Raw genomic sequence first — 15,506 nt, forward strand, 5'->3', positions numbered from 1 at the left:
AGGCTTTTATGTCTGAAGCAGCATTAAATGCAATGGCACAGCAGTATCTGGATCTTACACTGTGCAAAAGCAGATATGATGATATTGATATACAATGGTACACGGAAGGCCCCTTCTGGCGCAGGACCAGCATGCGGTTTTCCAGGGATTATAAGATCCTGCCGGATTATGAGATTGCTGATTTAAAACACGGAAAAACGCTGGAGGATATTCTGGATGAGTCCCAACACCTGGCGGAGAACCTGAAGCTGTTTGAAAAGACAGCCCCGCCGGAACAGCTGCAGCGAACAGGATACCTCATTGACCATGTGATTGCCTTGAACACCCGTACCCGGATGCTGATGGGGGAGAAAATGGGCTTTGATGAGATGACCGGCAGATTATACGACCTGGTGGCTCCGGAGTATGATTATCAAAAATTTGATGATATCCTGGACCGGATGGGTCAGGCGCTTCCGGGAGCGGGACCGGCCAGGGATAAGGTCCTGGAATTTAGAAAAAGGATCTCCATCCCCAGGGAGAGGATACTGGACGTAATGAAGAAAACCACCGGGGAATTTCATACCATGTCCATGAACAGGATGACCTTGACCGGAAACAGTATGCCCCGGGTAAGGGTGCGTGACTATCCAAATCCGGATATGGCGTTCCTGTCCATTCTGTTTGGCTATGATTATAACCACCTGGAATATGAGAGGAATTTTAACCTGAATTATCCATGGACGGTTGACAACGTTATTGAGTGTATCGGACATGAGATGGAGCCGGGCCATCTCACTTATTATGAGAAGCGCACCCAGACCTATATTGACACGTGCTGGCCGGAGATGGCGGTGGTACAGCAGTTCTCCTCTTCCTCCGCATTTACGGAAGGCTCTGCACGGTTTGTGATCTCCATGTGCTTTGACCACTCTGATACAAAGAAGACAGACTTTGAGAGGGAGGTTATCTTTGGCACGGCAGGGTTGGACAAAGCTCTGGCAGGATTAATGCCGCTGTGGCATGAGTACTGCGAGATCGCAGGCTATGGGAAACTGGAAGTCACACGAAACATCTGGGACCGGCGGTGGACAGAGCATGAAGCAGCGGAATTTCTGAGAAAATACGCGATTGTGGATAAGAATGCAGAAGATGACATTGTTAACCATCTGGCAGCGGATGATGGCCATTTTGTCGCCCATGACTATGCCCGTGATGTGGTAAAAGAGTATTTTAATCACATAACAAAGGATGTGGACGCCCAGTGGACGCTTTACGAGAAACTGTGCTGCGGGCATATGAGTATGAGGGGGATGAAGGATAAGACGTTTAGGGTATAGCAGATAAATGAATGGAATGAAAAGTAAGCGGACGCCCTGGTGATCCGCTTATTTGAGTTTTAAAAGCAAAGGATATTTTCTGAGCCGCATGTCCCTGAGATCGGATGCTGTCTGGTTTTGTTGCGAGGGAAATCATATAATAATATGTATTGGAATAAATACCTAATTAAATTCAAAGTAATACGTAAAAAATATACAAAAAGACAAAATAGTACTAGAAATGTTAAAAACTTACTATTTATTATGTATGAAAATCTTTATATAATATTTATAAATGTTAACATTTTGTTAATACGAGTATGGCCAGACCGTATTTTTATTTGTACTTCATTCCTTAATCGCGAAAAGGATGAAAAGCAAAGATTAAGAAAGGGGTAAGAAAAGGTTTATGAAAAAAAGATTAAAACCAGTTATGGCTTTAGTTCTTGCCGCTTCTATGATGGGATCAAGTCTAGGAGTAGGAAACAGTGTCGCAGCAGGGGGGGGGGGGTATAAAACCCTTTAATTCTTACGCTGAAGAGATTGAAAGAGAAGAAGATAATACATCAGACACCGATAATCCAGAAACACCAGACACCGATAATTCAGAAACACCAGAAACAGATAACCCAGAAACACCAGAAACAGATAACCCGGAGACACCGGATACAGATAGCCCGGAGACGCCGGGCACGGATAATCCGGAGACACCGGACACGGAGAACCCGGAGACGCCGGATACCGATAATCCGGAGACGCCGGACACGGATAATCCGGAGACGCCGGACACGGAGAACCCGGAGACACCGGACACGGATAATCCGGAGACGCCGGACACGGATAGCCCGGAGACGCCGGATACCGATAACCCGGAGACACCGGACACGGATAATCCGGAGACGCCGGATACCGATAACCCGGAAACACCGGACGCCGATGATCCGGACAAGTTAGAAGAGGAAACAGGAGAGAAAGATGCAATCAAGGGTGCAGGTGCATCTGCCTCTTTAAGCTTAAAGGAAGAAAAGACCGCTACTCCCAGCGAGGCCACAAAGGCTACTCCCAGTGAAGCCAGCCGTAATAATTCACTGGATGATGAGATGCTGGAAAGGGTAATTACTACATATAACAATACGCCTGCTTATGAGGAGATCGCTGAAACAGATGACAGTTTCATGTATCTAAGCCAGAAAAACGGAAGAACAAAGCAGGATATTGGTTTTACTGATAAATATAATTATAAAGAGACAGAGTATTTCCTGAAAGGAAAAGCGCATGTCTATGATCTGGAAGACGACCATAAAGTGGTGACTGCAACATCCAGCAATGCAACCAGACCAAAGGAGCAGGATTATGTAAACAGGGTATTTGTGTATATGCCGGAGGAGCCAGCTGATTTTAACGGTGTGGTTTTTGTGGATATACTGAATGCCAGCAGTAAAGTGGATCTACCCGATATTTGGCGCAGAAGTTACGATTATTTTATGCGGAATGGATATGCCTATGTGGGAATCACTTCAAAATACTGCAATGTGGAATCTCTTAAGAAATTTGATTCCAAGCGGTATGCAGAACTGGAATGGGGCACCAGCAGCCTGAATGATGACGACAGGAACGGTTTGTTCTGGGATATGTTAGGTCAGTTAGGCGTTATGCTAAAGCAGCAGGATTGTGATCTGTTGGGGGGAAATACGGCGGACAAGGTATTCCTCATGGGGCAGTCGCAGTCAGGTATGTATCTAAACACGTTTGTTAACTGCTTTGGACAAGCCAATGCAGTGGGAATAGATTATAATTCTGATGAGGGGGAGGGAGATGCTGTTTTTGATGGCTTCGTTAATGTAGTCGGAGCATTTGCGGACTCAGCCCTTAGCAGCGGCGGTAAAACCCGAAGCTTTGCCGCACCGTATGATTCTCCAGTGCCATATATATTGGTGGAGGGAGAGAATGATTACAGTGCCTGCGTTAAAATAAATCCCAATTATATTAAAGAAGACGGCGATGAGCCGGGAGAGAATATGTACCGCCATTACGTGATCGCAGGCGGAGCCCACTCATCCAAGATTTTCCCTCCGGACCTGACGGATGAACTTCAGATCCAGGCAGGGCGTCCGGCTGGGTATTATCCGGCAATGAAGACAGATAAGGATACAGGGCGTCCCAATACAAACACGGACCTTAATATGGATTCCTATGTCAACTCTGTTTTGGCAAACCTCATTGAATGGACGGATGGCGGGGATATGCCGGCCGGTTTCCAGGCTGATGATATTGACCTGGATGCAAGAGATGACTATGGAAACCTGACAGAGGGTATTGTTCCTCCCCAGATCACGGTGCCTGTAGCAAAGTATTATGGGGGCGTTAATGGAAACTACTCTACAGACGGCGGCTCCATGGTATATATATCCAAAGAGGAATTGGAAGATCTGTATGCAGATAGGGAGGACTATCTGGATCAGTACGAGTCCGCTTTGGATGATGCGATTGCAGAGGGCTACCTGATAGAGGAAGAACGTGAGCGTATGATGTCCATAGCGGAAAATCAGCCCATATTTGGATATCGCCCTTCATGGTTTACTAATATTGAAGAATCCATGAAAAGTGAGCCTTCCATTAAGATGGTAGGTGATGTGGAAGAAAAAGACGGATATAAGGAAATGACCTATAAAGTGAGCGGTACTGCCAATATCTATGGTGTATTGCTGGAGGATATCCCTTATATCAGAAAGCCTGCCCAGGCATATACCAACTATATCAGGGTTTGCATACCGGATAATTTTAATGGCAAGGCAGTGATTGGACTTATATCTAATAATGATACGGAGTTTGATATAACAAAACTGAAAGCCAAAGGAATTGCCTATATTGGCATTACGGCAGATGCAGATGCGGCTGAGAAGTATGGATGCAGCTGGAAGGTTCTGGAGAAGGAGGCAGACCCGACAAGACAGGAGAACGGCCTGATCTGGGATATCATCAGCCAAACCGCCTCCTTAGCAGAGGAATTATTAGGACAGAATCCTTCCAGGCTGTACCTTGGAATCAAGAAGGCGGATAATTCATGCGCATATACATATACGAATGTATTTAAGCGTTTCTATGGTTTTAAGGTGGATGCAGTAGGTGTGGATGGACTTTATGAAATAGCTGAGCCCAAGAAGCTTATGGTGCTTAACGATATTGATTCCACGATTCCTGTAGCATCACAAGATTCAGTTGTGGCATGGTATGACAGTATTATTTATAGGGAAAACGGCAACGGACCAACCATTGGCGCCACTGCGAAGAGCATTATTGAGCAAGACGGTATGTACTTCAAAGATTCCAATGGTAATGGTATCCTGGATGTGTACGAAGACTGGCGGGAAGATGCTGAAACACGAGCAAAAGATTTAGTTGAAAAGATGACGATCCAGGACAAAGCAGGAATGATGGTTATTAATTCCAGAGGTATGGGTATCAATAGTTCTGATCCTGACGAGGCAACCGGCCTGTTGGATGAAACCTCCAACACGGATGACATGTCTTCCGAAATTTTCGGTGTGTCACGCACACTGGGCACAACGGAAGCAATTGTGGACTGGGGGCTGAGGCACTTTATACTCCGTCAAAATCCGGAACCCGAGGATATGGCTTCCTGGATCAACCAGATGAACCTGGTGGCAGAAAAGACAGAACTGGGAATCCCGGTTGTTGTGGCTTCTAATTCCAGAAATGAAAATGGACAGATGACGTTTGGTATGAATGATGCGTCAGGAGTATTCTCCACATGGCCTGGCACATTAGGCCTGGCGGCAGCGGTTATGGGAGATATTGCCCGTGGAGGAGATGCGGGTCTTATCAGCCGCTTTGCAGAGATTGCCAGAAATGAATGGGATGCGTCAGGCTTAAAGAAGGGATATATGTACATGGCAGATACCATGACAGATCCCAGATGGCAGAGGACCTATGGAACGTTTGGAGAGGATCCTGAATTGATCAGCGATATTATTGGAAGGCTGGTAGATGGATTCCAGAACGGTTCGGATGGTGTGCAGGCAGATGGTGTTGCCCTGACTGTAAAACATTTCCCAGGAGGCGGTGCAAGAGAGAACGGTTTCGATCCCCACTATTCACAGGGACAGTGGAATGTATATCAGACGGAAGGCAGCTTGGAGAAATATCACCTTCCGGCATTTATCAAGGCAGTGGAAAACCGTGTAGCTTCTATCATGCCATATTATGCAAAACCGGCAGCTGAAAAGAGTGAAACACAGTATGACCTGGAAGGAAATCCCATTGACATGGTTCCTGTAGGGTTTGCGTTTAATAAGGTATTTATCAACGATATCCTCCGTGAGCAGATAGGACATGAGGGATATGTAAACAGCGACAGCGGTATTACCGGCAATATGTGCTGGGGAGTTGAGGAACTGGATGTTCCTGAAAGAAATGCATTGGCGATCAATGTGGGAACAGATATCATAAGTGATACAAATGATGTTAATTCGATCATTGAAGCTTGGAACAGAGGCGCTGATGGCGGAAAATCCGACTATTATACGACTGAAGGTGTAGTTCCTGCAGGTTATGAGGTGGCGGATGTGACATTAACAACAGCAGCGCTTGACCGGTCCAATGTGCGGCTGTTAAAAGAAATGTTTGATCTCGGTCTTTTTGAGAATCCATACCGCGATCCGGATACTGCTCAAGAGACGGTAGATAACCAGGATAACTGGGATGAAGCATATGAGGCCCATCAGAAATCAGTGGTTCTCTTAAAAGATGGGGAAGGAACCCTTCCATTGACTGCTGATAAGCTGACAGGAAAGAAAGTTTATATCCAGTACTTTGGACAGAGCAATTCAGCCAGCACAACTTCAGAGCTTCAGAGAAGCATTATGTCCGGGGATTACAACATCAGCCTTACCAACAATTATCACGAAGCAGACTATGCATTACTGTTTGTCAATCCATCCTCCGGCAACTATTTCTCTGCAACAAAGGGGTACCTTGAGCTGGATATATGTACGGATAAGATCGTCCATGATGTGGATGATGAAGGGCGCCCGGTGGCGGACACTCATACGGAATCCACTATTGAGAATGCAGAATCCATCAAGGCGATCTCAGAGGCAGTAAGAGCGAACGGCGGTAAAGTTGTGACAAATGTAAACTTTACCCTGGCCTGGATGTTGGGTAATGTAGAACCTTATTCAGATGTGGTCCTGGCTGGTTTTGATACCCTGACAACGGCAACCATGGATGTAATCACAGGTGTCTATGAGCCTACCGGCAAGATGCCCATTACCCTTCCAAAGGACGACAGTGTGATCGCTGTCAATGCGGACGGTGTGTGCATATCTCCAAATGATGTGCCTGGCTATGATAAGGATCAGTATATGCCGGCATCCATGAAAGATGAGAACGGAAAAGCTTACGCATACAAAGACAGTGAGGGCAATTATTACGAACTTGGTTTTGGACTTACTTATGTGGACGATAATGAGGAAGAACCGGTTGATCCTACCCCGGGTGAGAACGGCGGCAGCTCTGGAAGCAGTGGTTCCGGCGGCTCCGGAAACGGCGGCAGGGTTTATACTTCCTCATCCAATACTCCGGGTGCTTGGCATCAGGACGAAAAGGGCTGGTGGTTTGAGTTTACAGATAAGAGCTGGCCTCATGGAGAGTGGAGACAGTTGGTATGGAATAATGTGGTAAGCTGGTACTATTTCCATGAAGACGGTTATATGGCAACAGGCTGGTTTAGGGACGGAGATCATGTGTTCTATCTCCATCCATACTCTGACGGAACCCAGGGATATATGTATGTGGGCTGGCATCAAATTGATGGAAAGTGGTATTACTTTAACGAGGTTTCCGATGGAACATTAGGCAAACTGTTAACAAATACCTGGATCGATGGCTGGTATGTAGACAATGATGGCGTTTGGAACGGGAAACAGCGAAATAATGAATAAAAGATAAACAGCAGGGTGACTGAGAGCAATCTTCAGTCACCCTGCTGTTGGTGTGCAGTCTTCCGGCAATGGCGGCAGGAAAAAATTCCAAAGCAGCGGAAGCTGGGGGGGGGGGCATCTAAAAAAGGGCGGGGAGGTTTGACTTTTGCCATTGGTTCAGATATAATAAATTCACTTTATGCAATGCACCGGCCTGCTAACTTAGGGATATGGTTCCCTGTGTCAGCAGGCATGATGCATTCTATGGGATAAGGTCATTGTTACAGAATTTTTGACTGTGATTTATGGGGGTAATGGTGGATCGCTTAGATAAAAAGATAGTTTATTTAAAAAGAGCGGCGTTTATAAATGGACTGCTTACCATTCTGGCTGCAATGGTCAGTGAGTTCCTGTCATCAATGGTAGGTCAGCCTTACATACTGGAGATGGGGCAATGCCCCATATGGTATGAGTCTTTGGCCGGAACAGCGCTTATGCTGTTATATTTCCTGCCTGACAGCAGCGTGAGGAAGAATCGGGCCATTGGCCTGATATATGCATTAACAAGTGTATTGGCGGCAATATTTTCCGTGTTATTATATTTTTGTATGATGCTTCCGTCCCCTGACCACGTCATGTTATGGGTGGTATATTTTATCCTGTACATAGTCCCATTGGCGGTGATCAGCTGTCTGGCAATGGCGGTCATGGTTGATAAGGCGGAGGTTTTACCGGAGGATGAATATAAGGGGAAAAGGAAAATACCGTCCAAAGTAATTGCCGGGCTGATTGCCATATCAGGCTTAGTTGTCACTTCCCATGCATTTATGCGGTATGAGCAGCCGGAAGATCTTACCGCATGGCAGCGGCGTGAACTGGCAAATTCCGGCGTGTCCATGTTAATGCCGGGTAATTCTGAAGAAGGGGATAAGTTTTATGATACAACCGGTGTGATGCATGTGATCACCGGTACGGGAAGACGGATGATCGTGGTAATGTTTGAGGGAGAGCCGGGCGGTTATCCTGAGACGGATGATTATGTGAATGAGATCATAAGCGAAGAGACATATACGATAGATGGAATAGAATATACCAGAAGTGTTGAGAAGAACATCAATAAGGATTATAAAATGATCGCCTATATGAATGGCATAAGCTTTGAATATAATAACAAAGTATATATGGCCATGGTCATAACAGGGCGCACAAATGCTGCGCTGAAACGCGATATTGATAAAATCCTGGGCACGTTTGAGATACAAAGATAAGGGGAAAGATCCTCTTGGCTGAGGTGTGATAAAAAAAATTATTGCACAATAATGGCTGCTATAATTTGGGAAAAGCAGATAAAAAAGCATTTATATTGTGGAATATATTGACATTTTGATAAGAAGATAGTATATTGAAAAAAATAATTATGTGTAAATTGTGCGATTTACATTGAGAGGACAATATATGCACCGTAAAATACAAAGGGTTTCATTGCAGTCTGAAATAACAAAATATATTCAGGATTACATAAAGGAAGAAGGACTGATAAGAGGTGACAAACTTCCCTCACAAGGGGAAATGGTTGAGATAATGGGGGTGAGCAGGACCTCCTTGAGAGAAGCCATAAAAACTCTGGAGGCGCAGGGGTTACTAGAAGTACGGAATGGAAAAGGCGTTTTTGTCGGATCTAATTATGGAAATGATTTTATCCAGTTGTCAATCGGTTTTCACAAAGAGAAAGAGCGGCTTTTGGAAGCATTGGAAGTGCGCCATGTATTAGAACGTGAAATCATTAAAATGGTTGTGAGGAGAATAACGGAAGCGGAGATTTCTGAGTTAGGTCAAATCACAGATATTTTAATGGATAAATTTTATAAGAAAGAAGAAAAGCGCAACGAGGACCGGAATTTTCATTATAAGATTTATATGTGCTGCCATAACAGTGTGATGTATCAAATGATGACAACTCTAAGCGACTTATTTGATGCTTTTTGGAATGATCCACTGGACATAGAAAATCCATTTGAAGAAGGTATGCCGTACCATTTAGAATTATATAAGGCCATAAAAGACCGGAATTTAAAGCGCGCTCTGAATGCGAATGAAGAGATCATCAAAGATATACGGAGAGAGTTAGAAAATGCAGGTATTAAATAGTTTTTAATTTAAGCTATAATATAGCATATAGCACATAGAATATACCTCACAAAGAAAGGAAAGAAAGATGACAGATCAAAGTAAGTATTTGGAAGACTCCAGATTGATTGAGACCCATTATGGAGAGGAATATGAAAATTATTACAATGCAATTGTGCCGCCTGTCTTTTTGAATTCATTAAATGTATTTCCATCTATTGATGCATATTTTGACAGTGATAAAAATGACAAGCATGTTTATGTATATGGGAGGGTGCAGAATCCTACAGTTAGAATTCTGGAAGATAAGATCGCGGCATTGGAACATGGTACCAAAGCATTTGTGTATTCATCCGGTATGGCTGCGGCGACAACCGCTGTAATGTCCGTATGCCATGCGGGCGCCCATATTGTCTGTGTCAGAAATGTATATGGACCGCTAAATACGTTTCTTACCCAGTATTGTAAAGAATATTTCCAGATGAACGTAACATTTGTAAAAGGTGATCTTATTGAAGAGTTTGAGGATGCTGTTACTGATAATACCGATTTGATTGTACTGGAGAGTCCTTCATCAATCGTGATGAGTTTGCAGGATATATCCAAGGTAGTACAGATAGCCAGAAAACATAATGCAAAAACCTATATTGATAATACGTACTGTACACCGATTTTTCAAAATCCGTTAGATTTAGGGGTAGATATAGTTATGCACACAATGTCCAAATACATAGGCGGACATAGCGACATTATAGGTGGTGTTTTAATTGCAAACGATGAGGATTTATTAAAAAAACTGATGCTTCATAGAGAATTGTATGGAGGCATATTAGGACCAATGGAGGCATGGCTGGCAATCCGGGGATTACGTACAATTGAGGTCCGTCTAAGGCAGCATGAAAAAAATGCAATGGCAGTTGCTGCATTTTTAGATAAGCACCCCAGGGTAAAAACCGTAAATTATCCAGGCTTACCGTCCTTTCCACAATATGATTTGATGAAAAAACAACAAAAGGGTAATTGTGGTCTTATGAGTTTTGAAATTGACAGTACGATGGAACAGACAAAAAAGTTTTGTCAAGCGCTTTCAATATTTAAAATCGGGGTATCATGGGGTGGCTTTGAAAGTCTGGTGGAGATGCCATATGCAAGAATGACAGATCAGGAAGCTTCATGGCTGGGGGCCTCTGCTAATATTATACGCATACACTGCGGACTGGAAGGAGATGACCTATTGATCGCGGATTTGGAGAAGGCCTTTTCAATCTTATGATAACAAAAACAAAAATGAAGGAGGATATAATGTATGAAGAAGATGGTTGCAACAATGTTAACGTTAGCAATGGGTGCAGGAATGTTGACAGGATGCGGGGGATCGGCAGTTAAACAGGAAACAGACAGTATGAAAAGAGAAGAAAACATTGTTATTACAATGGTTGAATCTCTGACCAGTCCGGATCGAACTGCTATTATCCGTGAAATTGCAGATAAGTATGAGCAGGAACATCCCAATATATCCATTGAAATTATTTCTCCGCCACTGGAAAATGCCGATAATAAAATCACACAGATGCTGATGAGTGGATCAGGAGTAGATATTGTGGAGACAAGGGATTTGACGATCACACAGTATGTGAATAACCAATGGATCCAGCCACTGGATCAATGGCTGGATCAATGGGAAAATAAGGATACCTTAACCAGCGCAGCCAATTCGGCTATTTATAAAACTGGGGATAAGGCATATTTAATCCCTTATGGGTTTTTATGGAGAGGACTATATTGCAGGGCAGATTGGTTTAAAGAAAACAATCTTGAGTTGCCTAAGACCTGGCAGGATATTCATGACGCAGGAGTAGAATTAACTGATTCAAGTAAGAACCGGTTTGGCTTTGCATTCCGTGGCAGCACATTGGGACATCAGTATGCGGATACTGTGATATGGAGTTATATTGGAACAGATCTATTGGCAAATCCGGATGCAGGATATTATTTGAAAGAGAAAGAGGGGGAAACGATCTTTACGTTGCCGGAAACAAAAGAAGCACTGGAATTCTATAAATCTTTATATACAGATTGCTCTCCAAAGGACTCAATTGCATGGGGATTTGCGGAGATGGTTCAGGGTTTTGTTGGCGGAACAACAGCCATGCTGATACAGGACCCAGAGGTCATTGCATCTTGTGAAGCAGATATGAGTGAAGAACAGTGGGAATTAATCCAGTTTCCGGTAGGTCCATCAGGACAGGCGGTTTTCCCAAATGGATTTGCTGGCTGGGCAATGACTTCATTTACAGAACATCCGGATGAGGTATCAGACTTTATACTGTATCTGTCTAATCCCGAAAATAACACATATTTTGCAAAAAATTATGCTACAATTCCAATTCATTCCAATGCACCTGAGCTTGACAGTTTTTTCAAAGAGGGTAGATTCTCAATCTATATGGACATGGCTGAAAAGGGGGAGGTTTATCGCTGTGCTACTCAACCAATGATGTATAACGCATATGCCACCTATAAAACGAATGTGGATACGATGTATCAAAAGTGGTTAACTGAGGAAATAAGCACGGATGATCTATTGAAGTGGCTGGATGATTTTTGGAAGGATGCATATCAGCAGGAGGGAAGAAAGTATTAAACATAAACCCGGGAGAGGTGAAAATTACCTCTCCCTCATATAGGAAAAAGGAGATACGGAAAAGATGAATGGTATTGGTAAAATGGAACGGAAAAAAAGAGCGTACATTATCCTATTACTTATCCCTTCTATTGTTCTTCCAATAATTTTTACATACTATCCAATGATTAAAGGAAGTATTATGGCTTTTCAAAGCTATAATCTTATGGATATAGGAAATATCCGATGGATCGGATTCGGTAATTTTAAAAAATTGTTTATGCCGAATGCGAGTAATTCGTTTTATGTGATATTAGGAAATACTGTAAAGTGGGTTTGCGTTTCATTGCTTTTTCAGTTTTTGATTGGTTTTGGTGTTGCTCTTTTACTCAAGAAAAAGTTCAAGGGATCCGGAATTTATCAGGGTTTAGTATTCTTTCCCTGGGCTGTTTCGGGATTTGTCATTGGTATTATATGGCGATGGATGTTTAATGGTACATCAGGTGTGATTAACGATATTCTAAGCCGTATAGGAATTATAAGTGAGCCGATTGGATGGTTGGCCGATAAAAATACAGCTTTATTATCTTGTATTGTAGCCAATATATGGTATGGAGTTCCATTTTTTACAATTATGATTACCGCAGCATTAAGAGGCGTCTCCGAAGATTTATATGAGGCAGCCAGTGTGGACGGTGCCAGCGCATTTGGAAAGTTCTGGAATATCACAGTGCCATCCATTCAATCCGTTTTATTGCTGACTGTATTAATGAGGACAATATGGATTTTTAATTTTCCCGATTTAATATATTCAATGACACAAGGTGGGCCAGCTGGTTCGTCCCATATTGTCACTTCGTATATGATGCAATTGGTCCAGAGTTTGGATTATGGTTTAGCTTCTTCTGTTGGATTATTATCCATTTTATTCTTGATCATCTTTACCATAATCTACTTAATAGCCACTAAGCGCATAAATTCGGAGGATTAAGGCATGGATAGAAAATATAGTAAGTTTATTCTGGATTTTTTTAAATATGGCGTTTTATTATTATTTTTGGTAATTGTCATGTTCCCCTTTTTTTGGATGCTGGTGACTTCATTAAAGGGCAGTCAGGCAGAGATTTATGCATTTCCGGTTCAATATTTACCACAAAAGCCCAGCCTGGTTAATTATATTTCAATGTTATGGAAAGGCAATTTTGGAAGGTATATGAGTAATTCCCTTTTGGTGTCAACTGTTGCAGCAACCTTTGCGAGTATGATTGGAATTGGTGCGGGTTACATTCTTTCAAGATTTAAATTCAGGTTGAAAAGTCCATTGTTGTTATTTTATCTAATTACGCAGATGATTCCCACGTTTATAATGTTGCCATCGTTATATCAAATGCTTTCAAAACACCATATGCTAAATAATATATGGGTAATGGCATTGTTGTATACAAATATGATGATTCCGTTTTCAGTGGTTACATTAAGAGGTTTTTTTGACGGAATTTCTTCAACATTAGAAGAAGCAGCATGGATTGATGGTTGCAGCTATGGTGCGGCACTAAGAAAGATTATCATACCTGTTATGAAACCAGGAATTGCAGCAACATTTATATTTGCCTTTATTAATTCCTGGAATGAGTTATTTATGGCAATCATGTTTATTGATAAGGATAAGTATAAAACAATCCCGGTAGGGTTAAATGCTTTGATTTTGAAGTACGACATAAAATGGGGAGAAATGGCAGCTGGAACAGTAATGGCATTAATACCCACAATACTACTATTTTCTGTTGCCCAGAAATATATGATAGAAGGGTTAACTGCAGGGTCCGTTAAAGGATAGGTGTGCTTAGAAACAGGGGGATATATCAATTGATCAAAAAAGGGATTGACAGTCGGATGATTTATAATTTGAAACATAATCAAAATATAACCATGCTTACAGCTGAAAAGCTATGCAGGATCATTAAATGTGAGCTTCAAGATATTGTAGAGTTTGTGGAGGAAGAATAGAATCGTGATCGGGAGTAATGAAGGAATCTGGAATCTACTCACACAACAGACATGCCAGTAATGCTCCTTCTAAAAAGAAAATGCCGGAAACCCTTATAAAATAAGGATTATCCGACATTATCCAGCATGGAGCTGAGGGGAATCGAACCCCTGTCCGAAAACCAATTCCCTGTTCTTCTACTATCATAGTCCTTTATTTGACATTCCCTCCACCATCAGAGAAAGGACACCCGGATGGCTTTAGTAGCTTCATGATACGACCCTATGCTCAAAGCTTTGCATAAGTCGTTTCTCACATAGTCGATGCCAGGTTCTTAAAGTGTGAGTGCTCTAAGGCTGACAGCTGCCATTAGGCAGCGTAAGCTAATTCGTCGTTAGCGTTTATATTTATTTTTGCCATTTAACCCATCGCATGGGGATAGCTTCACCAGCTGCATGACCCCCGTCGAAACCAGTACAACCCCTGAATGATCAGAAATACATAGGACTGGTATGCTAACGAATCGTGCGCTTCCTACATAATAGCAGTTTCTGTGGTAACTGTCAAGGGCGGCCGGCGAAATAAATTCGTAGAAACTTTGTAAACAAAATCCACCTATTATTTAAGAGAAAAGAAATACCATCATCTCCACTTTCTGGTAATATAGGGATAACAGATAATATCTTTCGTCAACCGGAAGAAAGGGAGGTAATTATGAAAATGAACATGAAGAAAACAGCATATGCGGCAGGATTGACAGCAGCCATGGCAGCGGTGACCTTTGGCCTGGGAGGCTGTGCAGCCGGGACACAGTTCCCGGATACTTTAAAGGTACAGAACGTGGACAGTACCGGCAATAAGATCACGGTCACAGGCAGGGAAGAGGTAAAGGTAGTGCCGGACATGGCGGAGATCGAATATTCCATTTACAGCAGCAAGGATACGGCGGCAGCGTGCCAGGAGCAGAACAACAAAGATTTAAGTGCGGCCATTGAGACATTAAAGTCCCTGGGCGTGGAGGAAAAGTCCATCCAGACCTCTTCCTACGGCCTGAATCCTATCTATGACTGGAATTCATCCAATAAAGAGGTGACCGGGTATGAGATGACCACCCGTTTGACCGTGTCGAATATCCCCATTGACAAGGCAGGAACCATTATATCCGAATCAGTGGCAGCAGGAGTGAACGGAATCGATTCAGTGAGCTATTTCTCCAGCAACTATGATGCAAGCTACCAGGAGGCTTTAAAAGGAGCCATGGCCGTGGCAAAGGCCAAGGCGGATGCGCTGGCAGAAGCCAGCGGGAAGAGCATTGTGGGCGTTGCCCATGTGGAGGAGTTTGGATATAACCCCTATGTGAGAAATTCATCCTTCAGCGGAGCCGGTGCCGCAAAAGCGGAGACCATGGCTGCCGCAGCAGATATGGCGGTCATGCCCGGTGAGGTCAGTGTGGAGGCCCAGGTGACGGTGGATTACGAGATTCAGTAATCTGATAAAAATAACAGCGCTGGAAACGATTTTTCTGGCGC

9 protein-coding genes, 1 other RNA gene and 2 pseudogenes are annotated in these 15,506 nt (G+C 43.1%); 11 read left to right on the forward strand and 1 reads right to left on the reverse strand.

Annotation, left to right across the window (positions count from 1 at the left end):
- Positions 1-8 precede the first annotated feature (8 nt).
- From ABID13_RS03735 to ABID13_RS03780, 10 genes and pseudogenes are all read left to right on the forward strand, one after another.
- On the forward strand, positions 9-1,319 hold the full coding sequence (locus ABID13_RS03735) for a hypothetical protein (protein WP_048929781.1): 1,311 nt from the start codon (positions 9-11) through the stop codon (positions 1,317-1,319).
- Positions 1,320-2,398: 1,079 nt separating this feature from the next.
- Positions 2,399-4,291, forward strand: a pseudogene (locus ABID13_RS03740) (alpha/beta hydrolase domain-containing protein); the annotation flags it as partial.
- A gap of 228 nt (positions 4,292-4,519) precedes the next feature.
- Positions 4,520-6,772, forward strand: a pseudogene (locus ABID13_RS03745) (glycoside hydrolase family 3 protein); the annotation flags it as partial.
- Between the two features lie 782 nt (positions 6,773-7,554).
- The gene (locus tag ABID13_RS03750; RefSeq protein ID WP_048929780.1) at positions 7,555-8,508 is read left to right on the forward strand and encodes a hypothetical protein; all 954 of its coding nucleotides are present in this window, start codon (positions 7,555-7,557) and stop codon (positions 8,506-8,508) included.
- 187 nt (positions 8,509-8,695) lie between these two features.
- Entirely contained in the window at positions 8,696-9,388 is a 693-nt protein-coding gene (locus tag ABID13_RS03755) for a FadR/GntR family transcriptional regulator (protein ID WP_007860344.1), read from the forward strand.
- Between the two features lie 67 nt (positions 9,389-9,455).
- Positions 9,456-10,640 carry a trans-sulfuration enzyme family protein gene (locus ABID13_RS03760; protein ID WP_007860343.1) on the forward strand — a complete coding sequence of 395 codons (1,185 nt, stop codon included), beginning with the start codon at positions 9,456-9,458 and terminating at the stop codon, positions 10,638-10,640.
- Positions 10,641-10,673: 33 nt separating this feature from the next.
- Positions 10,674-12,011 (forward strand): ABC transporter substrate-binding protein, encoded by a 1,338-nt coding sequence (locus tag ABID13_RS03765; protein WP_048929779.1) that lies wholly within the window; start codon positions 10,674-10,676, stop codon positions 12,009-12,011.
- 64 nt (positions 12,012-12,075) lie between these two features.
- On the forward strand, positions 12,076-12,981 hold the full coding sequence (locus ABID13_RS03770) for a carbohydrate ABC transporter permease (protein WP_048929778.1): 906 nt from the start codon (positions 12,076-12,078) through the stop codon (positions 12,979-12,981).
- Positions 12,982-12,984: 3 nt separating this feature from the next.
- Complete coding sequence (locus tag ABID13_RS03775; protein ID WP_045094161.1) at positions 12,985-13,827, forward strand: carbohydrate ABC transporter permease; 843 nt, start codon at positions 12,985-12,987, stop codon at positions 13,825-13,827.
- A gap of 2 nt (positions 13,828-13,829) precedes the next feature.
- Positions 13,830-13,997: a helix-turn-helix domain-containing protein gene (locus ABID13_RS03780; RefSeq protein ID WP_270279788.1), complete on the forward strand. Its 168-nt coding sequence runs from the start codon at positions 13,830-13,832 to the stop codon at positions 13,995-13,997.
- 124 nt (positions 13,998-14,121) lie between these two features.
- On the opposite strand, the gene ssrA is transcribed toward ABID13_RS03780, so the two are convergent.
- Positions 14,122-14,461, reverse strand: a transfer-messenger RNA (tmRNA) gene (ssrA, locus tag ABID13_RS03785).
- 230 nt (positions 14,462-14,691) lie between these two features.
- Here ssrA and ABID13_RS03790 point away from each other — a divergent pair.
- Positions 14,692-15,465, forward strand: coding sequence for an SIMPL domain-containing protein (locus tag ABID13_RS03790; RefSeq protein ID WP_045094255.1), 774 nt, complete (start codon positions 14,692-14,694; stop codon positions 15,463-15,465).
- The last annotated feature ends 41 nt before the right edge of the window (positions 15,466-15,506 follow it).

Source organism: Enterocloster citroniae, from assembly GCF_040545455.1.
In the GTDB taxonomy this organism is placed as follows: domain Bacteria; phylum Bacillota; class Clostridia; order Lachnospirales; family Lachnospiraceae; genus Enterocloster; species Enterocloster citroniae.

Bases quoted from the DNA above. Each gene is read 5' to 3' on its own strand.
- ABID13_RS03735 (WP_048929781.1), top strand. From the start codon at position 9: ATGTCTGAAGCAGCATTAAATGCAATGGCACAGCAGTATCTGGATCTT.
- ABID13_RS03750 (WP_048929780.1), top strand. From the start codon at position 7,555: ATGGTGGATCGCTTAGATAAAAAGATAGTTTATTTAAAAAGAGCGGCG.
- ABID13_RS03755 (WP_007860344.1), top strand. From the start codon at position 8,696: ATGCACCGTAAAATACAAAGGGTTTCATTGCAGTCTGAAATAACAAAA.
- ABID13_RS03760 (WP_007860343.1), top strand. From the start codon at position 9,456: ATGACAGATCAAAGTAAGTATTTGGAAGACTCCAGATTGATTGAGACC.
- ABID13_RS03765 (WP_048929779.1), top strand. From the start codon at position 10,674: ATGAAGAAGATGGTTGCAACAATGTTAACGTTAGCAATGGGTGCAGGA.
- ABID13_RS03770 (WP_048929778.1), top strand. From the start codon at position 12,076: ATGAATGGTATTGGTAAAATGGAACGGAAAAAAAGAGCGTACATTATC.
- ABID13_RS03775 (WP_045094161.1), top strand. From the start codon at position 12,985: ATGGATAGAAAATATAGTAAGTTTATTCTGGATTTTTTTAAATATGGC.
- ABID13_RS03790 (WP_045094255.1), top strand. From the start codon at position 14,692: ATGAAAATGAACATGAAGAAAACAGCATATGCGGCAGGATTGACAGCA.